The sequence below is a fragment of the Paenibacillus sp. FSL L8-0435 genome, assembly GCF_037965655.1.
Classification (GTDB): domain Bacteria; phylum Bacillota; class Bacilli; order Paenibacillales; family Paenibacillaceae; genus Paenibacillus.
Genome location: NZ_CP150185.1, coordinates 913738 through 939728, shown reverse-complemented (window position 1 = coordinate 939728; position 25991 = coordinate 913738). Strand labels below are relative to the sequence as shown.

Here is a 25991-nt window from a genome sequence, read left to right as displayed (position 1 = left end):
ATTCAGGAAAGCATACAAAACAAGGAGGAAATTATATGTCTTATCTGGAACGTGTTCGTACACAAAACCCGTTGGTACACAATATCACCAACCTTGTCGTGGCTCCCTTTACAGCCAATGGTCTGCTCGCACTAGGTGCGTCCCCTTTTATGGCCTATGCTCATGAAGAGGTCGCTGATGTCGCCAAGATGTCAGGAGCCGTCGTACTCAACATCGGTACACTCGATGACAAAGTCGTTCAGGCGATCCGTCTTGCAGGCCAATCGGCTAATGCGCATGACGTGCCTGTGGTGCTTGATCCCGTCGGCGCAGGCGCAACCGCCTATCGTACAGAAACCGTGCAGATGCTCATTCGTGAACTTCGTCTCACGGTACTGCGCGGCAATGTGGCAGAGGTCGCCAATGTCATCGGTGAGAGTTGGAGTATTAAAGGTGTGGACGCAGGATCAGGTGAGGGCGACCGGATCGGCATTGCGGAGCGGGCAGCGCATAAACTTGGCTGTGTCGTGGTCATTACCGGGAAAGAAGATATCATTACCGATGGACAATCCACATTCATCACGAGTAATGGACATGCCCTGCTCACTCAAGTCACGGGTGCTGGCTGTCTGCTAAGTTCAGTGATTGGCGCTTTTACAGCCATAGTGGAATTGGAAGCCGATCTTCTAAGCAGTGTTGTTGAAGCGCTCGCATTTTATGGTGTAGCAGCTGAACTGGCGGCGGAGCGGACAGCTCATCAGGGGCCGGGCAGCTTCCAGATTGAATTGTTGAATCAACTGGCACAAGTAACAACAGATCTCCTGGCAGAACGCGCACAAATCCGTCAGATCCGTGGAGGTGCAGTATGAGCATTGCTCAAGCGCTAACCATTGCAGGTTCTGATAACGGGGGCGGCGCAGGAATTCAGGCCGATCTGAAAACATTCCAAGAGCTTGGCGTATACGGCATGACCGTTATCACGGCTATTGCTGCCCAAAATACAACAGGTGTGCAGGGCGTTTTTCCCATCCCTTACGATGGTATTGCCCAGCAATTGGACTCGACCGGCGAAGACTTTCAACCAACCGCAACAAAGACCGGCATGTTATATAGTGCCGAGATTATTCGTCTAGTGGCTGAGAAATGGCAGCAATACCGTTGGTCGAATCTAGTCATCGACCCTGTGATGGTAGCCAAAGGCGGTGCCCCCCTGCTCCAACAGGAAGCTGTACAGGCGTTGGTTACGGAGCTGTTGCCCCATGCCCTGATCACAACACCTAATATACCGGAAGCGGAACTGCTTACCGGAATGTCTATCACGAATCTGAGTCAGCGAGAAGAAGCCGCAAGACAGATTGTACAGATGGGTTCAACGTATGCTTTGGTCAAAGGTGGTCATGATGAAGGAAGTGGCATGATCGTGGATGTGCTCTACGATGGGCAGTCTTTTCATTATCTGGAGAATGTTCGTGTGGTAACACGTCATACACACGGAACAGGATGCACATACTCTGCTGCGATCACCGCAGAGTTAGCCAAGGGTTCACCTGTTCTGGCTGCCGTTACGACCGCGCGAGCCTTCATTCAGGCAGCCATCGAAGATGAGCTGGGGATTGGGGCCGGACATGGGCCGACAAATCATTTTGCGTATCAGCGCAGACAGCGGGGTGAGCAGTGATGCGCCCTTGGGATGCAGAAGCGGTGCGACGCGCGATGCAGGTGTATTTGGTGATGGGCAGCGTCAATACGACGCAAGACCCGGTGGAAGTGCTGCGCCAGGCCATTGCTGGCGGCATCACGCTATTCCAGTTCCGTGAAAAGGGAACTGGCGCCCTGGTTGGCGAAGCTCGCATCCCGCTTGCGATGCAGCTTCGCGAGGTGTGCAGCCAGCACGGGGTCCCGTTCATCGTGAACGATGATGTGGAGCTGGCTGTAGCGGTGGAGGCCGACGGCGTGCATGTCGGCCAAGAAGATGCGGACGCGGCGCTGGTACGCGCCCGCATTGGAGATGGGCGGATGCTTGGCGTATCCGCCCACTCCGTGGATGAGGCGCGCCGTGCGGTGCAGGCGGGCGCCGACTACCTTGGCGTCGGGCCCATGTACCCGACGCGCTCCAAAGCGGATGCCCACGCTGTGCTGGGCCCCGCAGGGGTGGCGGAACTGCGCGCCGCAGGCATCGCAGTTCCGATTGTGGGTATCGGCGGCATTACGCCCGATACCACGGCCGCCGTGATGGCGGCTGGAGCCGACGGCGTAGCCGTCATCTCCGCCATCGCGGGCGCGGCCGATGTGCGCGCAGCGGCTGCGCAATTCGCTGCGGCAGTGCGCGGGATGCAGGCGTAGCCTTGCTCTCCCTGCACTGCCAGCCCCGTGGGCTGCACCGAATAAATGTTGCAGCCATAACCGCTCGCTCTCCTCTCCATAACAGAGGAGCCTCTCCCCTGCGGTGCGGCAATCTATGTCTTCGACTTAGAAGCGCATCCGCTCCCCTACAGTGACTGAATGTTACAATAACCCAGTCACATCCAGTCATCAATCCATGATCAAGATGCAGCTTCCATGCTCGCATCTTGTTTTTCATTTTCAACGGTTGACTCTCACGTAACGTGACACTGTACAATCGGTGTTGTAAGGAGGTTTCACACATGGCCATGAAGGTAAAAGAAGTTGCCGAACTTGCCTCGATCAGTGTGCGCACACTGCATCACTATGATGAGATCGGACTATTAACCCCGGACGAAGTGACTTCTGCCGGATATCGATTATATTCAGATGCCAATCTGGAACGGTTACAGCAGATATTGTTTTTCAAGGAACTCGACTTCTCTCTGAAGGAAATCAAAAACATTATAACCAACCCCTCCTTCAATCCGGAAGAAGCACTTAAAATGCATCGACTTATACTGCTGGAGAAGCGCCAACGCTTGGACCAGATGATTGCTACCATTGATAAAACGGTTTTACACGTGAGAGGAGAGATTAAAATGACAGCCAAAGAACAATTCGAAGGATTTGATTTTAGCCAGAATCCGTATGAACAAGAAGCGCGGGAACGTTGGGGAGACCATGCCGTCGATCACGCAAATCAGAAGCTGAACAGTAAATCAACCACAGATCAGAAGGCTCTATCCAATCAAATGAACGAGATCTACAAACATCTGGCGTCACTTCGTCACACAGAACCAGCATCTGCCGAGGCACAGGCCGGTATTCAAAAATGGTACACCTGTCTAAACCAAATGGGAAGCTACTCACCTGAAGCATTCAGAGGACTTGGTCAGATGTACGTGGAAGATGAACGCTTCACGCGTAATATTGATCAGTTTGGCGATGGTTTGGCAGTATTTATGAGAGATGCTATGGCTGTATTTGCTGACCAAAACAAATAATATAGCCCTGTCTTCAACCACATACAGTATTATTCAACTCTCATTGCCGTCCAGATGTGGACTGTAAACGATAGTCTGGAAGTTAACACCTGTCCTGTAAAAGGTAAAAATATTCTCATCATCAGTTTTATTCGCTGTAAATGACATGACCCTTCGGATACTTGAACCTACCTCCTGGGGTGACCATATCTTTCTTGTGATTAACCTTATGAACATGTTGGATATATACTAGAGTTATGTGGTAAGTAATTTAAATCGATCCGAGTTGTTGCAAAAGTTATGAGCCGCATCCCACCTACTAGCTGGTGAATACACAAAAGGGACGTACACCCTCAGGCGTATCGTCCCTTTTATGTATGTAAGTAACTCAGCCGCAATGTGAACAAGCCTAACTGCTGCTCACTCTGAGTACTTTATAAATATCTTTTAGTGTAGATGCTTTACTACGTTTTTCTTCTGCTCCCAGTCCTTCGATATAACTTCATAAGTGCTTAGGATGATGAGTTAAGTTTCGTCTGTCAAACGTTCTTCATTTTGCTACCAAGCGTCCACCGTCTATCCGATTAAGCTCTTGGCGCGTGATCCGATGAAGATGCATCCGTGGCTAGACTGGTTCTCGCCATCCGGCCAGGAATCTGCCATGCAGATACAATCGCAAGCACGATGAATAACAAATCAATCGGTTGACTGAAATAGTCCTGGAAGGTTTCCACAAACGCACTGATCATCTCGCTATCAAACACAAGTTCCATCACGCCTACATCACCAAACAGTTCGGAAGTAAAATAAACCACCGTCAGATATTTCCCCAGCAAAATGCCAACGAGCGCAAACAGTACGGCAATAATCTTATGTACTGTCGCAATTCTTTTATTGGAGAACAACACAACTGCGTAGCCCGTGAGCGCTCCAATCAAAATCGCAATTAATCCCACCTCATACTCGGTCATTGCAGCAATAGCTGCCCATACGATGCCTCCCAGAATGGCTGCAATTAAGCCACCAATGATCGGCATACCGATTTTAACTCCTTGTTTCTCTTCCACGTTGTCTTTCCCTCCTGAGTCATGCATATGCTTCTTTTCCAGAATTCACCTTTCCTATGAAACCACAAAATGTCCTATTATTCAACATTTTTCTACTTTTGGTGACCATGATTTATATAATAGAAAAGATATATTAAGCATCCATTTCCTTATTCACTCGAATATATCCTCTTAGTTTTGTCTACATTCATCTCATCATCATTCCCTTGGCACATAAAAAAAACATCCCTCCAACAGCATAATAGCCGTAGAAGGGATGTTATCCATATCTGTATCATAGATATAACCAATGTAACCCAGAAAAATACATTGTAAAACTCGCTCTATCTTACCTTTGCACTTCCTTGGAAGGCTGAATGACAGCTGCAATCTGTGCCAAAATGGCATCCACCGATGCTGGATCATGCACATCATACTCATCAATGTTCAGACGCAGCACAGGGCAAGCCGTAAACTGATCAATCCACACGGAATAGCGCTCGTGCATGTGCTCCCAATAAGAACGATCTGTCTGAATCTCCATCTCGCGTCCACGTTCCGTAATGCGGTTTAAAATCGAAGGCAGGCTGCCTTCCAGATAGATCAGCACGTCTGGATGTGGGAAATACGGTGTCATTACCATCGCTTCAAACAAACTGCTATATGTTTCGAAATCCGTAGCAGACATGGTTCCTTGATCCGCATGCATCTGTGCAAAAATGCCCGTATCTTCATAGATGGAACGATCCTGTACGAATCCTCCACCCAGTTCAAAAATCTTCTTCTGTTCCTTGAAGCGCTCTGCCAAGAAATAAATCTGCAGATGGAAGCTCCAACGCTCAAAGTCATGATAGAACTTCTCCAAATAAGGATTGTGATCAACTTGCTCCAGAGAGGTCTTGAAATTCAAACGCTGTGCAAGCGCAGCCGTTAACGTGGATTTACCCACCCCAACCGTACCTGCTACCGTAATTAATGCATTCGATGGAATGCCATAGTTATTCATATGATATACTCCTTTACCTGATTAACAATCTGCCTGAAGTGCTCAGGATGTTCGACAAAATCGAGTTGCTCCGCATTGACTTTAATGATTACTGGTGGATTTGAGCTATTCGCCAGATAATCCATGCCTGTTTTGTAATCGACGATCAGTTGTTCCATATATGCCGGGTCCATATCCTGCTCAAATGAACGTCCACGCTTGTTAATGCGGTACATCAACGTATCGAGTTCAGCTTCAATATAGAGCACCAGATTGGGCTTTGGCAGATCATCTGTTAACAGATGATAGATTTGACGATATTTATCCCGTTTCGTTCCCTTTAAGGTACGATCGGCAAAAATCATATTTTTATAGATATGATAGTCTGAAATGACTGGGGTATTCTGCTCTACATAATGAGCGCCCGTGTCTTCCAGTTGTTTAAACCGATTACACAGAAAAAACATTTCCAATTGGAAACTCCACTCGTCGATATCCTGATAAAAGGAAGCCAGAAATGGATTCTCTTCTACGATTTCTTTAACTAACGGAAGATTCAATTCATGGGAAAGCATCGTTGCCAGCGTTGTTTTCCCCGCTCCGATCGGACCTTCCACAGCAATAAACGGGGCTGATTTCATCGTGTTCACTGTTCCTCCTCGTACTTATGCGTGTTTCCGTTTTCTATATAGACCTCACCTATTGTATCACAGCTTTAAGGATTGGAACGCCAGTATTTTATGTATATAACAAGTCAAATCGGAACTTATGAATTACATTAAAATAAAAAAGACACACTCGAAATCACTCAAGTGTGTCTTCTTATTGCTTGGCGGCGTCCTACTCTCCCAGGACCCTGCGGTCCAAGTACCATCGGCGCTAGAGGGCTTAACGGTCGTGTTCGGGATGGGTACGTGTGGAACCCCTCCGCCATCGCCACCAAACGCATAGCTTAGCTTACATTCAGAGATCGTTCTCTGAAAACTAGATTCGAAACGAAACATGCGAATTACAACTTGCTATTGGATAAGCCCTCGACCGATTAGTACTGGTCAGCTCCATGCATTGCTGCACTTCCACCCCCAGCCTATCTACCTCGTCGTCTTCAAGGGGTCTTACATACTGGGAAATCTCATCTTGAGGGGGGCTTCACGCTTAGATGCTTTCAGCGTTTATCCCGTCCGTACATAGCTACCCAGCGGTGCTCCTGGCGGAACAACTGGTACACCAGCGGTACGTCCATCCCGGTCCTCTCGTACTAAGGACAGCTCCTCTCAAATTTCCTACGCCCACGACAGATAGGGACCGAACTGTCTCACGACGTTCTGAACCCAGCTCGCGTACCGCTTTAATGGGCGAACAGCCCAACCCTTGGGACCTACTTCAGCCCCAGGATGCGATGAGCCGACATCGAGGTGCCAAACCTCCCCGTCGATGTGGACTCTTGGGGGAGATAAGCCTGTTATCCCCAGGGTAGCTTTTATCCGTTGAGCGATGGCCCTTCCATGCGGTACCACCGGATCACTAAGCCCGACTTTCGTCCCTGCTCGACTTGTAGGTCTCGCAGTCAAGCTCCCTTATGCCTTTGCACTCTTCGAATGATTTCCAACCATTCTGAGGGAACCTTTGGGCGCCTCCGTTACTCTTTAGGAGGCGACCGCCCCAGTCAAACTGCCCACCTGACACTGTCCCCGCACCGGATTACGGTACCAGGTTAGAACCTAGATACGATCAGGGTGGTATCCCAACGTTGCCTCCACACAAGCTGGCGCTCATGCTTCAAAGGCTCCCACCTATCCTGTACAGATCGTACCCAAATTCAATATCAAGCTGCAGTAAAGCTCCATGGGGTCTTTCCGTCTTGTCGCGGGTAACCTGCATCTTCACAGGTATTAAAATTTCACCGGATCTCTCGTTGAGACAGCGCCCAAGTCGTTACGCCATTCGTGCGGGTCAGAATTTACCTGACAAGGAATTTCGCTACCTTAGGACCGTTATAGTTACGGCCGCCGTTTACTGGGGCTTCGGTTCACAGCTTCGGGATTACTCCCTAACCACTCCCCTTAACCTTCCAGCACCGGGCAGGCGTCAGCCCGTATACTTCGCCTTACGGCTTCGCACAGACCTGTGTTTTTGCTAAACAGTCGCTTGGGCCTTTTCACTGCGGCCCCCTCGTGCTATTCACACTACCGGGGCACCCCTTCTCCCGAAGTTACGGGGTCATTTTGCCGAGTTCCTTAACGAGAGTTCTTCCGCGCGCCTTAGAATACTCTTCTCGCCTACCTGTGTCGGTTTGCGGTACGGGCACCATCACCTGGCTAGAGGCTTTTCTTGGCAGTGTGAGATCATGACCTTCGCTACTGTAATTTTCGCTCCCCATCACAGCTCAGCCTTACAATGTGCGGATTTGCCTACACATCAGCCTCACTGCTTAGACGGACATCCATCAGTCCGCGTCACTACCCTACTGCGTCCCCCCATTGCTCATAACGGCTTACGGTGGTACAGGAATTTCGACCTGTTGTCCTTCGACTACGCCTTTCGGCCTCGCCTTAGGTCCCGACTTACCCTGAGCGGACGAGCCTTCCTCAGGAACCCTTAGGCTTTCGGCGGATCAGATTCTCACTGATCTTTTCGTTACTCATACCGGCATTCTCACTTGTATAATGTCCAGCGCTCCTTACGGTACACCTTCAACCCTTATACAACGCTCCCCTACCCCTGATGCAAAGCATCAAGCCATAGCTTCGGTGGTGTGTTTAGCCCCGTTACATTTTCGGCGCAGAGTCACTCGACCAGTGAGCTATTACGCACTCTTTCAATGGTGGCTGCTTCTAAGCCAACATCCTGGTTGTCTGTGCAACTCCACATCCTTTCCCACTTAACACACACTTGGGGACCTTAGCTGATGGTCTGGGCTGTTTCCCTTTTGACAATGGATCTTAGCACTCACTGTCTGACTCCCGGAAGTAAGTCTATGGCATTCGGAGTTTGACTGAGCTTGGTAACCCTTGCGGGCCCCGCACCCAATCAGTGCTCTACCTCCACGACTCTGTTTTCCGAGGCTAGCCCTAAAGCTATTTCGGGGAGAACCAGCTATCTCCGAGTTCGATTGGAATTTCTCCGCTACCCCCACCTCATCCCCGCATTTTTCAACATGCGTGGGTTCGGGCCTCCAGTGCGTGTTACCGCACCTTCACCCTGGACAGGGGTAGATCACCCGGTTTCGGGTCTACGTCCACGTACTAAGTCGCCCTATTCAGACTCGCTTTCGCTGCGGCTCCGGCTCTTCACCTTAACCTTGCACGGGAACGTAACTCGCCGGTTCATTCTACAAAAGGCACGCCATCACCCCTAAAACGGGCTCTGACTTTTTGTAAGCACACGGTTTCAGGTTCTATTTCACTCCCCTTCCGGGGTGCTTTTCACCTTTCCCTCACGGTACTGCTTCACTATCGGTCGCTAGGAAGTATTTAGCCTTGGCAGATGGTCCTGCCGGATTCATACGGGGTTTCACGTGCCCCGCACTACTCGGGATCCGTCTCGGAGGGAACCAACTTTCAACTACAGGGCTTTTACCTTCTTTGGCGGGCCTTTCCAGACCTCTTCGCTTAACCGGTTCCTTTGTAACTCCATGTGAGACGTCCCACAACCCCAAAGAGCAAGCTCTCTGGTTTGGGCTTCTCCGCGTTCGCTCGCCGCTACTGACGGAATCACTATTGTTTTCTCTTCCTCAGGGTACTTAGATGTTTCAGTTCCCCTGGTATGCCTCTACACAACCTATGTATTCAGTTGTGAGTAACTGGAAATTACCCCAGCTGGGTTTCCCCATTCGGACACCCCCGGATCAAAGCTTGCTTACAGCTCCCCGAGGCAGTTTCGTTGTTCGCCACGTCCTTCATCGGCTCCTAGCGCCTAGGCATCCTCCGTGTGCTCTTAGTAGCTTAACCATTTTGTTCCGGTTTCGGTCGTTCGCTTCCCTTGGTTTGCTTGCGCAAAGCCAAAAGTCACTCTCACCCGATACCATCACAAAAGCAATTTAACTACCTTTATACACTTGACTTGTTTGCACAAGTTCAGCTTAAAGGAATGTTCTAATTCGCGTTTGTTTCGTTTCGATATCTAGTTTTCAAAGAACAAGCTCCATGCAAAAGCAAGCTGTTTGAGAGTTTGAGCTCTCAAAACTGAGCAACGAGTGAGTGTTTTGCAGCTAAGCTGCAGTTTTGAATGTTTCCACTCGGGAAACGATTCTCCATAGAAAGGAGGTGATCCAGCCGCACCTTCCGATACGGCTACCTTGTTACGACTTCACCCCAATCATCTATCCCACCTTCGGCGGCTGGCTCCTTGCGGTTACCCCACCGACTTCGGGTGTTATAAACTCTCGTGGTGTGACGGGCGGTGTGTACAAGACCCGGGAACGTATTCACCGCGGCATGCTGATCCGCGATTACTAGCAATTCCGACTTCATGCAGGCGAGTTGCAGCCTGCAATCCGAACTGAGACCGGCTTTGTTGGGATTGGCTCCATCTCGCGATTTCGCAGCCCGTTGTACCGGCCATTGTAGTACGTGTGTAGCCCAGGTCATAAGGGGCATGATGATTTGACGTCATCCCCACCTTCCTCCGGTTTGTCACCGGCAGTCTATCTAGAGTGCCCACCCGAAGTGCTGGCAACTAAATATAAGGGTTGCGCTCGTTGCGGGACTTAACCCAACATCTCACGACACGAGCTGACGACAACCATGCACCACCTGTCTCCTCTGTCCCGAAGGAAAGATACATCTCTGTACCGGTCAGAGGGATGTCAAGACCTGGTAAGGTTCTTCGCGTTGCTTCGAATTAAACCACATACTCCACTGCTTGTGCGGGTCCCCGTCAATTCCTTTGAGTTTCAGTCTTGCGACCGTACTCCCCAGGCGGAGTGCTTAATGTGTTAACTTCGGCACCAAGGGTATCGAAACCCCTAACACCTAGCACTCATCGTTTACGGCGTGGACTACCAGGGTATCTAATCCTGTTTGCTCCCCACGCTTTCGCGCCTCAGCGTCAGTTACAGCCCAGAGAGTCGCCTTCGCCACTGGTGTTCCTCCACATATCTACGCATTTCACCGCTACACGTGGAATTCCACTCTCCTCTTCTGCACTCAAGTCACCCAGTTTCCAGTGCGATCCGGGGTTGAGCCCCGGGATTAAACACCAGACTTAAATGACCGCCTGCGCGCGCTTTACGCCCAATAATTCCGGACAACGCTTGCCCCCTACGTATTACCGCGGCTGCTGGCACGTAGTTAGCCGGGGCTTTCTTCTCAGGTACCGTCACCTTGAGAGCAGTTACTCTCCCAAGCGTTCTTCCCTGGCAACAGAGCTTTACGATCCGAAAACCTTCATCACTCACGCGGCATTGCTCCGTCAGGCTTTCGCCCATTGCGGAAGATTCCCTACTGCTGCCTCCCGTAGGAGTCTGGGCCGTGTCTCAGTCCCAGTGTGGCCGATCACCCTCTCAGGTCGGCTACGCATCGTCGCCTTGGTGAGCCGTTACCCCACCAACTAGCTAATGCGCCGCAGGCCCATCCCCAAGTGACAGATTGCTCCGTCTTTCCAGTTTCCTTCAGGCGAAGAAAACAATTATTCGGTATTAGCTACCGTTTCCGGTAGTTGTCCCAAACTTGAGGGCAGGTTGCCTACGTGTTACTCACCCGTCCGCCGCTAACTATCAGAGAAGCAAGCTTCTCTTCAAGTCCGCTCGACTTGCATGTATTAGGCATGCCGCCAGCGTTCGTCCTGAGCCAGGATCAAACTCTCCAATAAAGTATTGAAAAGAGCGATAAGCTCATTTTGAATCTGACGAGATTAAAAATCTCATTTGTGCTCCAGTCGATTCAAGCCAAGGCTTGTTTCAAACTTTCGCGTTCATTCTGCAAGCAGAATGTTTACTCACTCGTTGTTCAGTTTTCAAAGATCAAACTTGTTTCGTTACCGAATGTCGTTCTCTTCAGCAACTCTTATATAATATCATGTCCGAACCAACTTTGCAAGCTCTTTTTTTAAGTTTCTTTCGAAGCTTAATTCAATTCGCTTGCCGCACCAGTGTTAAACCGTGTTTTCTTGGCCGGACTAATAATATATCACGTATAGATATTAATTACAATACTTTATTTAATAAAATTTATTTTACTACAAATCAACTACCTCCACCGCGTTGCTCTCCTATCTCAGTGTAAAGTTTATTATAGTTTAAATGACATTCTTTCCATTCATAACATCACAATACATGTCTAATTGATTTTAAAATTATTAGCCTACATCTCCTCTGATATATTTTAGCTTCATTAATATGTTCAATTTAGGTTTTCCTTTTCTCAAGGTCATGCAAGATTACTGGAGCACTGTAAGTTACTACGAGTATAAGTAGAGGTATTATAGAAGATAAACAAAAAAAGTGATGCACGTATAAAGCTATACGCGAACCACTTTCTTGTGTGTTATTACATTATATATAGAAGGAAACTCTTAATGTTGTGCCTGTGCTGATGCTGGAGGCGTCATCGTCATTTGTCCATTACCTGCTTTTTGCAAGCCAACTCGCAGCAACGTAATCCCCCATGTAATAATCGAGATCAACAGAAGATGAACCATGTATCCACCCACTGCTTCTCCACTATAGATCAAACGCATAAATCCCTGTACCCCATTGGAAGCGGGCAGAAAGTCTCCTATATAACGATAGAATGGCGCCAGCATCTCGGCTGGAATGATATTTCCTGCAGTCATCAACTGGAGTGGAACCATCGCTACATTAAATAGAGGGCCTGCATTGCCAAACAGAGCAAAACTCATCTGTGTAAAACAAATACAAGCCAGACTCACCAGCACATGATACAGATACAAAGCGCCGAAGGAGCTCGAAACATCCGTGAACTGAAGAGCTACTGTGTCCACAATCAGAGGAACGATCACTGCTATACATAATAACAACATTTGCCGTCCCCAGAAGATTTCCCATTTGGAATGGTTACGCTTCATGATATTCGATGTAATATTGAACTGAATATTCATGGTCATTGAAGCAATGTAGGTGATAAAACCCAGAATCATGGGCAGCATCGATGTTGCAAAATCACTTACGCTGTTCGTTTTATTAATTTCAGCCTTCACAGGCCCTTCATTCATCTTTGCCATCGCTTGTCCAATAGCTGCACTCAGTTCATCGCTGTTTATACTATCATTATTGAGTGTCACTTGAACCTTGGATTCCAGAATCCCTTGTCCCATTTGTGCAGTCATTCCAGTCGCCGCGTGTTCCACAATGGATTTGGCTACATCGGCATTTCCTTGATTAATATAGAAGGACAAACTCGTCTCTGTACCGCCTTCAATCTGGTCAGTAAATCCTTCCGGAATAACAATAACCATCGCATAGTTACCTGCATTCATCTGTTGCTCAGCTTCCTCGGCAGAACCCAGTACATTGACATGGAAAGGCGCGAGCGTTTCAATCTGCTTCTGCACCTCAGTTCCCTGTGTCCCATCTTCGTTCACCAGAGCAACTTGAAGTTGATCCACTCTCTCCGTGGCTTGATGATAACCCGTCATCCAGATCACAACAAATAACAGCGGAACAACCAATGCAAAAACCAACCCTATTTTTGTCTGTGGCACTTTAAGAAAATCTTTGAAGCTTTTCATTCGTTCACGACTCCCGTTAGTTAAAATTAAAATAATTGCACTACATATATATGCACATGCACATATTTGGCCAAAAAAATTTATTTCATTTTTTCATAGATGCGATTCATCACATTCATGAATACTTCGAGCTCTTCAGGGGAACATTCGGCGAGTGCCACTTGCTCTTGCTGTTTTGCCTTTGGTGTCAAAATGTTATTCATTTCCATTCCTTCCGCCGTCAAACAAAGCAAAACCGCTCTGCGGTCCTGTGGATCTTCTTCTCTTGTCACCAGACCTTTACGAATCAACTTGTCTATAATTTTGCCTACCGTTGTCTGGTCCCGCACTGTTAATTCGGCCAGTTTTTTCTGTGATATATGGCTTCCCGCCTTGCTCAATTCATTCAGAACTGCAAATTGTTCCGGAGTAATATCCTGTTCACTCAGATTTCTGGTTGTTGTTTTTTTATATGCCAGATACGTCCGTGAAAGAATCAGTCCAAGTGGATTTTCATCCATATTAACAGGCATGCTGATGCTCCTTTCTCTATATAGTAGCACTACCATCTAATTTGCGTAAGCTCTATATTATTACCATATTTACACTACTGTCAATTTAATTTTTTATCTTTTCAAGCAAAAAGAGACCCACCCGTTAGTCAGGCAGCTCTCTCCTCTGGCATCGTCAAGCCATACTTACTCGGGCTTGCCACTTGAATTTTCGGTATCGTCCTTCTTCTTTGTACCTTTACTTTTATAAGGCTTCGGTGCACTTTTCGCCCGGTTAGCAGCGGCTTGCCAACGGTTCCAGCCTTTTTTCCCCGTACCACGGCCGGTGCCGCCTTTTCCTTTTGCATTGCTCATGTTATCACTCCAATAATCCTGTATATGCTTAAAAATGACCGTCCTCGGTAACTTATTATGCAACCCAGCCCATCTAATTCACTTCCAGCATTTCTTATTATACCAAAAATCCACGTCTTTACGTCCATTTCCAGAAATCATTGTATTGTTATTCTGTTATGAAAGCGGTATAGTGGACATAATTGAAAGAGGAAGCTGCGTCTTCTTCGGGATTGTTACTGGTAAGCAGGCGATACCCAAACCAAGGCTGTCTATTAAGCCTTAGTTTGGGTTTTTTGTTATTATTACGACCAATTGAGGTGAAACACATATATGATCATCCGTCAGATTTTTAACAACAATGTCATCCGGGCTGAGAACCAGGTTGGTCACGAATTTGTTGTCATTGGCAACGGTCTTGGCTTCAAAAAGAAAAACGGACAGCCTGTGGATGAGGATAAAATCGAAAAAACCTTTGTGCTGAAATCGGATAAAATACCGCAAAAACTAATTGATCTGATTGGGGAAACATCGGTTGAATATTTGAAGTTGGCAGACGAAATTGTGGGCCATGCCAAACAGGAAATGGGCGATATTTTTAGTGATAATATCTATATATCATTGATCGATCATATTCAGTTTGCTATTACCCGGTACCGTAAATCCGTCGGGCTGAAGAATTCTCTTTTGTGGCAGATCAAGAAGTTTTACAAGAAGGAGTTTGGGATTGGCATGAACGCTGTGGAGCTGATTCAGGAACAATTCGGCATCCAAATGGATGAACATGAGGCCAGCTTTATTGCGATGCATTTTGTAAACGCTCGTCAAGATGCTCAAGGCATGAAACAAACCGTTGAAATTACTGAAATTATTGATGATATCTTCAACATTGTGACCAACCATTACCACATCGCCCTGGATGAAAATTCATTTAATTATTCCCGGTTTATTACCCATCTTCAATATTTTGTGCAGCGAATGTTGAGTAATGAACAGGAGCAATTTGCTTCAGGAGATAACTTTCTGTATGAGCAAGTGAAGGACAAATATAGCACTGCTTTTCAGTGCACCCAATTAATCAATCAGTACCTTGAAGACAAGTTTGAAAGTGCCATGTCCATTGATGAAAAGGTGTATTTGACGATCCATATTCAACGTGTCACTTCCCGTAACGATCTTCTCGACGCGGAATAAAAAAAGCTTGCAAACGATTTCGGCGTCATATATAGTAGGTCTCACAACTTAACGACAAGGATTGTTACTGCTCAAGCAGGCGATACCTAAATGATTGGCAACAGGTCATCTTTCCGATGATCATAGCCATTCGTTTAGGTATTTTTTTGTTTTCAGGCAATCTTAACAACAAAGGAGAATGAACATGGATCATAAAAAAATGGGGGATGACATCGTTCGTCTCGTCGGCGGAGAAGCCAATATCAATGGTCTTGTCCACTGTGCGACCCGGCTGAGATTCGACCTGAAAGATTCGAAAAAGGCCGAACGCGAAACGTTGGAAAAACACGATGGTATTATTACCGTGGTCGAAAGCGGCGGCCAGTTCCAGGTGGTCATCGGTAGTAACGTGGCTCATGTATATGCCGAGATCATGAAAAACCGGGATTTCGGAGGAGACTCCTCCTCAACGACTGAGTCCACAGGGGAAAAAACCTCGCTATTATCCAAAGTTTTTGAAATTATATCCGGAAGTTTCTCGCCGTTAATCCCGGCCATGGCAGGATCAGGTATGCTAAAAGCTTTGCTGACTGTCCTGACCATGCTTGGATGGATGTCTGATACAAGTGACACATACCTGATTTTATCCGCTGCCGGCAACGCTGTATTTTATTTCTTGCCCATCTTCCTTGGGATTACACTGGGTATGAAGCTGAAAGCAAATCCTTATGTAGCTGGCGTAATTGGTGCCGCTCTGATGGAACCGAGCTTCACCAGGCTGATGGATAAGGGCTCAGATGTATCGTTCCTGGGTATACCAGTCGTGATGATGAATTATTCAGCCAGCGTATTCCCAATCTTCATATCGATTAGTATCTACGCTGTTCTGGATAAGTTACTCAAGAAAATCATTTTGAAAGACCTGCAATTGTTCCTTGTACCAATGATTGCTTTGATGATTATGGTTCCTCTGTCCGCAATGGCCTTTGGACCATTTGGCACCACGGTAGGTGACTGGATCTCCTCCGGCGTAACTTGGCTCATTGGTGTCAGCGGTATATTATCAGGGGTTGTACTCGGTGGATTCATGACCTTCATGGTTGTCTTTGGACTCCACTGGGGCTTTACTCCAATCACGATACAGAATATCGGGGTTGGCGGCGATCCGATTGAAGCCATGGCTGCTGCAGCTGTATTTGCACAAATCGGTGTAGCCTTCGGTATTTTCCTAAAAGCCAAAAAGAACAAAACCCTGCGCACTCTTGCTGGTTCAACCAGCCTTACAGGTTTACTTGCAGGAGTCACTGAACCAATTGTATACGGTTTGATCCTGCGTTATAAACGTGTGATTCCTATCGTGGTTATCGCAGGTGCGATCGGCGGTGCCATCAATGGTCACTTTGGTGTTAAAATGACTGCTTATGTGTTCCACAATATATTTGCCATTCCTGTCTATACACCAACGGTTGTCTACGTAATTGCGATTGCCTGCTCCTTTGCGGTAGCAGCAGTACTAACGGTGATGTTTGGTTATGAAAGCAAAACGAAAGACACAGCTTCCGAGAAAAATGAATCTGTCTCCAGCACATCGGCTGAAAGTACGCCGGTAGAGCTTCCTGTCGTACCTGAGACCAAAACAACGGAGATCAAGAAAGAACAAATTTATAGCCCACTTACAGGTAAAGCCTTAGCACTGAGTACCATTAACGACCCAGCCTTTTCAACTGGTGCTATGGGCAAAGGTTTGGCGATTGTCCCTGAGATTGGTGAAGTTGTCGCTCCGGTAGATGGTGTTGTCACTTCCCTCTTCCCGACTGGACATGCCATTGGATTAACAACTAACGCAGGAACGGAAATTCTGATTCATATTGGCATCAATACAGTAGCGCTAAAGGGAAAATACTTCTCTCCTGTCGTTCAGGAAGGGGATATCGTCAGACAGGGCGATCTGTTAATCCGGTTTGACATCGATAAGATCAAGGAAGCCGGATACGAAACCGTAACCCCTGTCATTGTTACTCTTACGCAGCAAGAAGTGGATGTGTTCGAAACAACTCAAGAACATGTACAGAAAAATGATGTCCTTTTGACTCTCGTTGTCTGACACAACTTATATTATACGAATTCAACTTAGGAGGAACTAACCATGAAACATACTCAACTGAAACCATTTCCTAAAGATTTTTTCTGGGGAGGTTCAACCTCTGCCTATCAGATTGAGGGAGCCTGGAATGAAGATGGTAAAGGCCCTTCTGTTATCGACATGGGCAACCATGTGGAAGGTGTGACCGACTTCAAGGTAACCAGTGATCACTATCATATGTACAAAGAAGACGTGGCGTTGCTGGCTGAAATGGGCTTCAAAGCCTACCGTTTCTCCATCGCATGGACACGCATCTATCCGCAAGGAGCGGGTGAAGTAAATCCGAAGGGGCTCGCGTTTTACGATTCTCTCATTAATGAGTTAATTAAATACGGTATTGAACCCATAGTGACGATGTATCACTTCGATCTTCCTTATGCACTTGAAGAAAAAGGCGGCTGGTCCAACCGTGCAACGATTGATGCTTTTGAACAATATGCCAAGACCCTTTATGAGAACTACGGAGACCGGGTTAAATATTGGTTGACCATTAACGAACAAAATATGCTGATCCTGCATCCTGGCTCTCTGGGTACACTGGATACAACACTTGTTGATCCGCAAAAAACACTGTATCAGCAAAATCACCACATGCTGGTTGCTCAAGCTAAAGCGATGGTCCTGTGTCATGAAATGCTGCCTGAAGCCAAGATTGGCCCAGCTCCTAATATCGGTGTAATTTACCCGGCTAGCTCCAAACCAGAAGACACACTCGCGGCTGATAACTATGCTGCCATTCGTAACTGGCTCTATCTCGATATGGCGGTATATGGGCGTTATAATCATATTGCCTGGAGTTATCTCGAAGAGAAAGGATACACGCCTGTCATTGAAGACGGGGATATGGACATCCTGGCTCAAGGAAACCCTGATTTTATTGCGTTTAACTACTATACTTCCCAGACGGTTGGTGAAAGTCTGAACGATGGTAATGACTTCTCCCATACAGGAGATCAGCACGAAATCGTAGGTGAACCGGGCGCATATAGAGGATCTGTGAATCCTAATCTGCAAAAAACGGAGTTTGGTTGGGAAATTGATCCCGTGGGCTTCCGCTCTACCCTTCGCCAGATCTACTCCCGTTATCATCTGCCATTGATTGTTACGGAAAACGGTCTGGGTGCCTTTGATAAACTGGAGGAAGGTGACGTGGTTAACGATCCGTATCGCATTGAATTCTTCAATAAACATATCGAACAGATTCAACTGGCGATTACGGACGGCGTGGATGTGTTTGGCTTCTGCCCTTGGTCTGCGATCGATCTGGTGAGTACACATCAAGGGTCAAGCAAACGTTATGGATTCATCTATGTGGATCGTGAGGAATTCGATATCAAGGAATTGAGACGTATCCGCAAACAGAGCTCCCACTGGTATCAAAAACTGATTGAAACGAATGGAGAAATCCGTTAATACACGCACTAATAAAAAAGTCGACTGCACATGAAACAGGTGTAGTCGACTTTTTTGGTGTTGATGCATTGATATGGAAGCTTTATTTTCCAATTATAAAATTACATTTCAGCCTTCGGTTGTTTTACCGCTTTGGCCCCTCTGAGTACCCGTAGAGATAACAGGAAACAGATCGCCAAAACGGCTGCTGCCGAAACGTAAGGATAATTAATATTCACATCAAATAGTGCTCCAGCTACGATTGGACCTGCGATATTCCCCAAACTTGTGTAGGCCGAGTTCAGTCCGGCCACAAAGCCCTGTTGTTCTTGTGCCAATTTGGACATCTGTGTACTGATCGCCGGACGTAAGATATCCATTCCCAAGAAGACGATAAAAGTTACAACAAGAATGAGCCAGTACGTATGCACAAACAAAGTCAACAGTACAAATACCGCTACGAATAACAGACAGACCGAAATGACCATCTTTTCACCAAACCGGTTGAGCAACCAACCGATCAATGATACTTGCACAACCGCACCCGCAATGGAACCAAATGTAATAATGAATGCAATATCTTTCGTCGTGAAACCAAACTTGTGATCCACAAACAGTGAAAATACTGTCTCATAGTTCGCCAGACCAAATGCCATAACAAACACAATGATCAAGCTGAAAAAGTATGGCTCACGGTACGAATTCAACAATTGGGCTACCATACCCGGAGCTTTGACTTTCACTGCGCCAGCGACAGGTTTACTTTGCTCTCCTGTGCTTCGTGCCGATTCAGGCAAGATAATCATTGTAATGATCGCTGCCAATAAACCGGCAACCCCTGCGGCGTAGAACGGAATTCGAATGCCAAAGTCCGCAATGTATCCACCAATTCCCGGACCGATGATAAATCCAGTTGTAATGGCTGCATTAATCAAGCCCATACCTTTACCGCGTTCTTCCTCTGTTGTAATATCTGCGGTATAAGCCATAACCGCCGGGAAGATCATCGCCGCACCAATACCGCCTAACATGCGGGCTGCGAAGAGCAAGACTGGTGCATTGACCGCACCAAACATAAACTCCGATACAGCAAAGATCAGCATGCCGCCGACTATAATTTTCTTACGTCCCCATGTATCCGACCAACGACCCGCAAGCGGGGAGAACAGAAACTGGGTGAAGGAAAATGCCGCTACCAGCAATCCAACCGTGAATCCGGTGATATGCAGTAGATCCATATACGCAGGCATGATCGGTACAACCAGACCAATACCCGTAAAAACGAGAAAAATATTAAACATTAACAGCAGCAGTGCGCCCCTGTTCCGTGTTAGTAATGCCATGATTCCATCCTCCGTAGTTGTCAAAATGTTGCTTAAGCTTTATCTTTTGCAATCCCGTGCAAGAATACACTAGCGGCCTGGCGGTATAACGCAAGAGCCTGATCAGGCTCCATCCCCCGTGACATCTGACTAAGGCCAATAATGGTACTTTCCAATATGAGCGCGAGATTATCTTCATTGTCTGCTTTGAACTCACCGCTCTCAATGCCTTGCTCTATCATTTGTTTATTAAATTGAATATGCCGCTCAAACATTAAGGAGATCCGCTCCTCAATATCATTTTCTTTCTTTTCCCCTGTGAAGAACTCATCAGCTGCCTTCGTCAGCGGGTGATTCATATCATCCATGACGAGTTGTTCCGCCAAACCATAAATTTTCTCCGTGGAGGTGCGATAGAGATGTTCTTTGGCCGCCCAGCTCTCTTCCCACTCCCGGTCCCACTCATCGATTAGATAAAGGAACAGACCTTCCTTACTTTTAAAATGGTAATATATATTGCCTTTGCTGCTGCCCGTCGCAGCTACAATATCCTCAATGGACGTTGCTTTATAACCTTTTTGTACAAAAAGGGCTTTGGAAGCATCCGCAAGTTTCTTCTTGGTCTGCTCAGTCTGTAGTTGTTTTTTATTCATATTCATTCCATTTCACTCCGTCCCATCCATACTGAACATTCGTTCTGTATTTTAACAGATGCACCCAATATAAGCAATGAAAAAGGAGAATTGGCACGCATGCCTACTCTCCCTCAACAATCATTTCACTTTTTTACCTTTACCATGCAATATTTTCAGTTGACCATTCTCATAACCCAACTGATACTCGACCCGATATTGCGATAGTATATATTCCCCATCTTTGCGTTCATTTGCTGTAATCATTGCCTTCACTTCCATCTCGTCATCGCCTTTATTAACTGAGGATACCTCACTGATGGTCACCTCACTTGTATTCAGATATCCTTCTCTGAACTTGGCATATGTTGTAGCACTCTGCCACTCGCTTCCGAGCAGTGCATAAGCGGTGACATAATCACTCAGATTAAGACTTGCATAAAAGTCCGTTACAATTCCTTCTGCTTGCAATGTCTTAGTGGCTGAACCCAAGTGAGTATCTCCAGCCGTCCGCACCGACGTTGTGCCAGAAGGATTTTTGGACCATGCCTGAACCTGCTTGAGCACACTAGTCATAGGAATACTGAATCCTATTCCCCCCTCCTGTTCCACGACCGCCGAATTAATGCCGATCACTTCACCAGTCTCCGCACTAATGAGTGGTCCACCACTGTTGCCATGGGTTATTGGTGCCGAGATCTGATAGAGGTTACTATAGATGTAAGGCGCTATTTCAAAGCTACGCCCCAACCCACTGATGATTCCGGTTGTTACGGTGTTCTCTAGCCCAAGTGGACTACCCAATGCCAGAATCTCGTCTCCGGTCTCAGCTTTGGATTTGGCGATGATTAACGGCTTAACTTTTTTCAAATCAGGAACCCTGACCACAGCTACGTCTGTTTCATCCCCAATACCAATAACCGTCCCCTTATATTCCTCATGGTTCAAGGTCCGAATAGTTACTTCATTCGCCCCCTCCACCACATGTGCATTGGTCACGACATCTCCCTGATCATTGTAAAGAAAACCGGAGCCCAGTCCGCTGTTACTCTCGATCGTTACGACTTTCTTCTGACTTTCTTCTATAATCTGTTTGCGTGTCTTCTTCACAGGTTGCTTGGAGGCTGTCGTCGCTACCGCATTTTCCGTTTCCTTCGCGGCAACAACTGCCAGTCTGGGCCCATCCTGCAACTGATCTGCTGAATGCTGGTGTATCCAGAACACGCCTCCTGCTCCAGCACCAATGATAATAGCACTGGATATGATCGTACTCCATGTTCGTTTGGCCATTCCAACCTGTCCTCCTATTCGAGATACCACGTTGCATTCACAACAGAGATTTCCGCTTCCTCGTACACACCATAATAATAGGTTTCAAAAAAACCTTCTTCCCCCACATCCAGCCAGTTTGGATACACATCTGCATAAGTTTGGCCCAGGTATATACCGTCTATATCATATATATCAATCAAAACTGTAACGGAAGAGATCGGACGAGTTGCATTATTGATCAATGAACCGCTAATATAAAGATCCCCGTACATATCAAGCGTCGCATCAACGTTCACGACACTTACTGCCGCCGTTCGATTCATCAGATCTTCTTCTGCAGCCTGTTGCTCCGCCAGTTGAATCCGATCCGCTTCCGCTTTTTCAAATGCCTTTTTTTCACTGAGCACCCGTTCACGATACGAAGTCAGTTTTTCATTTTCCGGCGCATAGGACAATCCCTGGTCGACCGTTTGTAACGCAATTGTGAAATTCTTTTGCTTTACTTGCTGTTCCGCCTCTTTATAACTTATGCTTGCGAGCTTGTCGACAATTTGCTTCTCTACTGTCTCAGCTTCCTTGCCTTTCAAGTCTGATATGGTGTCCAACTTCTCGGCTAGTGCCTCAATTGTTGTCAAACTGTCGATTTCCTTTTTCACCTTCAATACGGCCAGTGTTACCTTTCTGTTGTTGAATGCGGCACGCACTTTGGCAAAAACAGGTTCTTCCCGCTCCATCAACGCTTTGGCTACAGCCTGAATGGTCTTGTCTCCTGCGGACAGCTTTCCTGTCTTCAGACTTGTGGACGCCTCATCCAACTGATTCATCAAGTTGAACGCCTTCGCTGTAATTTGCCGATCCTGTATAAGTGCATCATAGTTCGGTCGTTTCGTTAGAGCGCTGTCCAGCAGTTGGAGAGCCTCTTTATATTTTCCCTCTAGTGCAGCCTGTTCCGCCTGTTGGTGCAGTGATTTAACCTCTGCATTTATACCTGTTTCCTGCTTGTAATAATACGTTAGCAAAGCTCCTACAACTACTGCCAGAAGTATGGGAATAATCCAGCTAAATGCAAGGCCTTGACCCGTATTTCCCTGTTTGGAAGCTGGTTGCTGCTGACGGGACAACGAATCAATTGCTTTTTGCGTTCCTTTATCCAAGTCAATGGCTGTTTCTGCCCAGATCTGTTCCTCTGTAGAGCTTGTTTCTTTCAATTTGGTTCTACACTTTCTGCACGTGTTATCCGCCGGACTGTTTTTGGTCCCACATACATGACAATACACCCTGATCCCTCCACTTAAGAACATATGTATACTTCGCTTTCCCGGGGTTCGCCTATCGCATCAATTGCTAAAAAACACCAACATGAATCGATAATTATCATATAGCAAAAAGGAATATTACACCATATGTTCTGTAGATATCATGTTTAAACGAGTCATACTGGATGCAAAAAAACCTTCCTATTAATCTAGGAAGGCTCTAGTTATTTTCATTTTATTACTCCGAAGGAAAAGCGCTGAGATCCATATAGGAAACTTCCCACAGATGATCATCCAGATCCTGAAAACTCCATCCATACATGAATCCGTGATCTTGTGGTTCGTTGGATGGCTTCGCTCCTGCATCGAGGGCAGCTTGTACAATCGCATCCACCTGCTCACGGCTATCTACAGACAGGGCAACGATGACTTCGGTTGTATCGGCGGCATTGGAGATTTTTTTCGAAATGAAGGATTGGAAACGTTCCTCCACAAGAAGCATGGCATAAATATTATCCCCGATAATCATACAAGTAGCAGACTCGTCCGTAAAATTGGCGTCAAACTCAAATCCCACCTTGGTAAAAAACTCAACGGATTTCTTCAAATCTTGAACAGGTAAATTGACAAAAATCTGCTTAGCACGAATAGCCACCCTGGATCACCTCGAACTCATAGAATAGATTCCACCTCAAAATAACACCTCGCGTATACGCTGTCAATTGAATATAATTAATGATATTCCAACTTGTGAGGTGACATGGATGTTGCTCCGAATGGTTCGAAGTAATTAGTCGTCGGGCTGGGTCAAAACGCGTACCAGCTATCAAGGGATACGTCTGTCCAATTTGATCCTATTCGCCCATGCACCCATCATTCCTGATTTCGGAAAGGTAGACACTGACTTCGAGCGATTCCAGCAGTTGGTGAAAGAACATCACGATGAAAAGGGCATTCGTACCAACTCGGCACGCTTTATGATTACTGCAAGGAAATAATGGCGAACTTTATCCTAAACCTATTGGAGGAAACACAATGTCAAATCAAGTTGAAATCTCTTATCGTTTCAATGCTCCACGTGAACTTGTGTTTAAGGCATTTACCGAATCAGAACATCTGCAGAACTGGTGGGGCCCAAAAGGTTGGACATTTACTGTTGCTAAATCAGATTTTCGTTCTGGCGGTGTCTTTCATTACAACCAGAAACCTGATGATGGCGACACCATGTGGGTTAAATTTGTGTACAGTGAGATTATTTCATCAGAGAAAATCGTGTACACCAGTTTCTTTTCTGATGAGAAAGGTGACACAGTCCGTGCGCCCTTTGACGAAAGCTGGCCTATGAAAACTCTGAATACTGTGCTGTTCAGCGAGTACGAAGGTGTAACAACCATTAAAATGATTGTTGCACCTGTATCTCCAACTGAGGAAGAAAATCAAACTTTTGAGGCTTCAAAAGAGATGGTACACACCGGATTTACTGGAACATTCCATCAATTAACCGAATACCTATCAAAGATATAAACCGTTTGATATAGCCTCAGACAAAAAAACACCGTCACCTGGTCTTACCCCTGTCAAGTAGACAGATGAAAAAAGCTATGCTGCCAGCGCGCATCGATATTCAATCGGTGCGCGCTGTTTGAGTTTGGCTTGAAATCGTCGGTAGTTGTAATGGTACATGTAATCTTCCACGGCTTGTCGAATCTCTGCTTCTGAATTACACTGGTTAAGGTACAGCTTCTCTGTCTTGAGATGCGAAAAGAAGGATTCGATGCATGCGTTATCCAGGCAGGTTGCTTTGCGAGAGTGGCTGCCCTTCACGCCGAATGCTTCTAATCGTGTGTTGTACGCCTGAGACGTGTATTGGAAGCCTTGATCCGAATGGAGCACGGCTTCCGAAACGTCTCTTTTTTGTGTCCATTGTTCCACCGTATCCAATACGAGCTGAACATCGTTCCGTTTAGATAATTGCCAAGCTACAATTTCGTTGTTGAACAAGTCTTGAATGACAGACAGATAAACGAATGTGTTTCCATCCGAAATATAAGTAATATCCGTCACCATTTTTTGCTGGGGTGCTGTGGCATGAAATTTGCGCTTCAGGCGATTCGGATAAATCACAGATGGCGTATAGCTGGACTTCTTCCGCTTCTTACGAATGACCGATTGGATCGATAGTTCCCGCATGATTCGCCATACTTTCTTGTGATTAACGTTCAGACCAGCCTCCCAGAGCGCCGTTGTCATGCGAGGATAACCAAACTCTCGGTTTGCAAAATGAATAGCCATCATGTGTTCTATGATCTCACGATCACGGTCTTGTCTTGCGTCTCGCTGCGGCTGTGTTGCTCGCCATTTGTAATAACTGGAACGGGGTATTCCTGTAATCGATAATAGGCGTGTAATGCTATGCGAGCAGCGCAATTCGTCTATGATATCGTAGTTCTCCCGTTGGCTCAGCGCTTCTCCTTTACTAGATTTGGATACCGCTTTTTTAAATAATCCACCTGTGCTTGAAGGTAGTCACGTTCTTCTTCTACACTGCTAAAGGCAGTACGGGGACGTCCTTTCATTGGATTCGGAACATTGTTTTTTCGCTCATCGAACGCTTCCCCGTTTTTCCACTTTTTCACCCACACCTTCAGTTGTGAACAGTTTCGAATTCCTTCGCGTTCAGCTACCACTTTATAACTTGAAGACCCTTCGACATAGGATCTAACCGCATTCAATTTAAATTCTTCGGTATACGTCTGAAATGTTTGTCCTTTTTTTGCCATAAAAATATCCCCTCCAAGTGTCACTTGAACCCTCATGATAACATGAAGGTTTTTTCAAGTGTCTACTTAAAGGGGATAATACCACACCGGTGTTTTTTTGTTATTTACAACTTCACTTTGTTTCTTCGCA

The 25991-nt window shown here is 46.5% G+C and carries 18 protein-coding genes, 3 rRNA genes and 2 pseudogenes; 8 read left to right on the top strand and 15 right to left on the bottom strand.

The annotated features are described in order from the left end of the window. Positions 1–26: 26 nt before the first annotated feature. From thiM to NST33_RS04325, 4 genes and pseudogenes are all read left to right on the top strand, one after another. A pseudogene (thiM, locus tag NST33_RS04340) lies at positions 27–848 on the top strand (hydroxyethylthiazole kinase); the annotation flags it as partial. Next, positions 845–1657, top strand: a complete 813-nt coding sequence (gene thiD, locus NST33_RS04335) for a bifunctional hydroxymethylpyrimidine kinase/phosphomethylpyrimidine kinase (protein WP_221818807.1) — start codon at positions 845–847, stop codon at positions 1655–1657. The pseudogene thiM and the gene thiD, both read left to right, overlap by 4 nt. Continuing rightward, the gene (thiE, locus tag NST33_RS04330) at positions 1657–2322 is read left to right on the top strand and encodes a thiamine phosphate synthase (RefSeq protein WP_221818806.1); all 666 of its coding nucleotides are present in this window, start codon (positions 1657–1659) and stop codon (positions 2320–2322) included. The genes thiD and thiE overlap by 1 nt, the downstream gene beginning before the upstream one ends. A 302-nt stretch (positions 2323–2624) precedes the next feature. After that, complete coding sequence (locus NST33_RS04325) at positions 2625–3368, top strand: MerR family transcriptional regulator (RefSeq protein WP_221818805.1); 744 nt, start codon at positions 2625–2627, stop codon at positions 3366–3368. A 563-nt stretch (positions 3369–3931) separates the two neighbouring features. Here the strand turns inward: NST33_RS04325 and NST33_RS04320 are convergent. The 9 genes from NST33_RS04320 to NST33_RS04280 all read right to left on the bottom strand — a co-directional run bounded on the left by NST33_RS04320 (position 3932) and on the right by NST33_RS04280 (position 13912). Continuing rightward, positions 3932–4414 (bottom strand): hypothetical protein, encoded by a 483-nt coding sequence (locus NST33_RS04320; protein ID WP_237176892.1) that lies wholly within the window; start codon positions 4412–4414, stop codon positions 3932–3934. Positions 4415–4742: 328 nt separating this feature from the next. Further along, positions 4743–5399, bottom strand: a complete 657-nt coding sequence (locus NST33_RS04315) for a deoxynucleoside kinase (protein ID WP_192132572.1) — start codon at positions 5397–5399, stop codon at positions 4743–4745. Then, the gene (locus NST33_RS04310; protein WP_062837552.1) at positions 5396–6019 is read right to left on the bottom strand and encodes a deoxynucleoside kinase; all 624 of its coding nucleotides are present in this window, start codon (positions 6017–6019) and stop codon (positions 5396–5398) included. Before NST33_RS04310 ends, NST33_RS04315 begins: the two co-directional genes overlap by 4 nt. 186 nt (positions 6020–6205) lie before the next feature. Then, positions 6206–6322 (bottom strand): 5S ribosomal RNA (rrf, locus tag NST33_RS04305). A gap of 78 nt (positions 6323–6400) precedes the next feature. Further along, positions 6401–9328: ribosomal RNA gene (locus tag NST33_RS04300) — 23S ribosomal RNA — on the bottom strand. A gap of 308 nt (positions 9329–9636) precedes the next feature. Next, positions 9637–11189: ribosomal RNA gene (locus tag NST33_RS04295) — 16S ribosomal RNA — on the bottom strand. The 16S, 23S and 5S rRNA genes sit together here, the layout of an rRNA operon. Positions 11190–11891: 702 nt before the next feature. Then, a complete protein-coding gene (locus NST33_RS04290) occupies positions 11892–13067 on the bottom strand; it encodes an ABC transporter permease (RefSeq protein ID WP_221818796.1) in 1176 nt (391 codons plus the stop codon). A gap of 80 nt (positions 13068–13147) precedes the next feature. Then, the gene (locus tag NST33_RS04285) at positions 13148–13579 is read right to left on the bottom strand and encodes a MarR family transcriptional regulator (protein ID WP_221818795.1); all 432 of its coding nucleotides are present in this window, start codon (positions 13577–13579) and stop codon (positions 13148–13150) included. A 165-nt stretch (positions 13580–13744) separates the two neighbouring features. Further along, positions 13745–13912 (bottom strand): DUF3934 family protein, encoded by a 168-nt coding sequence (locus NST33_RS04280; protein ID WP_221818794.1) that lies wholly within the window; start codon positions 13910–13912, stop codon positions 13745–13747. Between the two features lie 312 nt (positions 13913–14224). Between NST33_RS04280 and NST33_RS04275 the strand changes: the two genes are divergently transcribed. The 3 genes from NST33_RS04275 to NST33_RS04265 all read left to right on the top strand — a co-directional run bounded on the left by NST33_RS04275 (position 14225) and on the right by NST33_RS04265 (position 18620). Next, positions 14225–15085, top strand: a complete 861-nt coding sequence (locus NST33_RS04275) for a PRD domain-containing protein (protein ID WP_221818793.1) — start codon at positions 14225–14227, stop codon at positions 15083–15085. Between the two features lie 184 nt (positions 15086–15269). Continuing rightward, positions 15270–17168 (top strand): beta-glucoside-specific PTS transporter subunit IIABC, encoded by a 1899-nt coding sequence (locus NST33_RS04270; RefSeq protein WP_221818792.1) that lies wholly within the window; start codon positions 15270–15272, stop codon positions 17166–17168. A gap of 42 nt (positions 17169–17210) precedes the next feature. Next, complete coding sequence (locus NST33_RS04265; protein WP_221818791.1) at positions 17211–18620, top strand: glycoside hydrolase family 1 protein; 1410 nt, start codon at positions 17211–17213, stop codon at positions 18618–18620. A gap of 101 nt (positions 18621–18721) precedes the next feature. Here NST33_RS04265 and NST33_RS04260 read toward each other — a convergent pair whose 3' ends face one another. The 5 genes from NST33_RS04260 to NST33_RS04240 form a co-directional block, all read right to left on the bottom strand. Beyond that, entirely contained in the window at positions 18722–19942 is a 1221-nt protein-coding gene (locus NST33_RS04260) for an MFS transporter (RefSeq protein WP_221818790.1), read from the bottom strand. Positions 19943–19974: 32 nt separating this feature from the next. After that, on the bottom strand, positions 19975–20574 hold the full coding sequence (locus NST33_RS04255) for a TetR/AcrR family transcriptional regulator (protein ID WP_221818803.1): 600 nt from the start codon (positions 20572–20574) through the stop codon (positions 19975–19977). A gap of 120 nt (positions 20575–20694) precedes the next feature. Then, the gene (locus NST33_RS04250) at positions 20695–21843 is read right to left on the bottom strand and encodes a trypsin-like peptidase domain-containing protein (protein WP_339306898.1); all 1149 of its coding nucleotides are present in this window, start codon (positions 21841–21843) and stop codon (positions 20695–20697) included. Between the two features lie 14 nt (positions 21844–21857). Further along, a complete protein-coding gene (locus NST33_RS04245; RefSeq protein ID WP_339306896.1) occupies positions 21858–23033 on the bottom strand; it encodes an FxLYD domain-containing protein in 1176 nt (391 codons plus the stop codon). A 286-nt stretch (positions 23034–23319) separates the two neighbouring features. Beyond that, positions 23320–23736 carry a VOC family protein gene (locus NST33_RS04240; RefSeq protein WP_221818787.1) on the bottom strand — a complete coding sequence of 139 codons (417 nt, stop codon included), beginning with the start codon at positions 23734–23736 and terminating at the stop codon, positions 23320–23322. A gap of 380 nt (positions 23737–24116) precedes the next feature. Here NST33_RS04240 and NST33_RS04235 point away from each other — a divergent pair, with 380 nt between their 5' ends. Then, a complete protein-coding gene (locus tag NST33_RS04235; protein WP_221818786.1) occupies positions 24117–24605 on the top strand; it encodes an SRPBCC domain-containing protein in 489 nt (162 codons plus the stop codon). A gap of 75 nt (positions 24606–24680) precedes the next feature. On the opposite strand, the pseudogene NST33_RS04230 reads toward NST33_RS04235, so the two are convergent. Beyond that, positions 24681–25861, bottom strand: a pseudogene (locus NST33_RS04230) (IS3 family transposase). Positions 25862–25991: the final 130 nt, after the last annotated feature.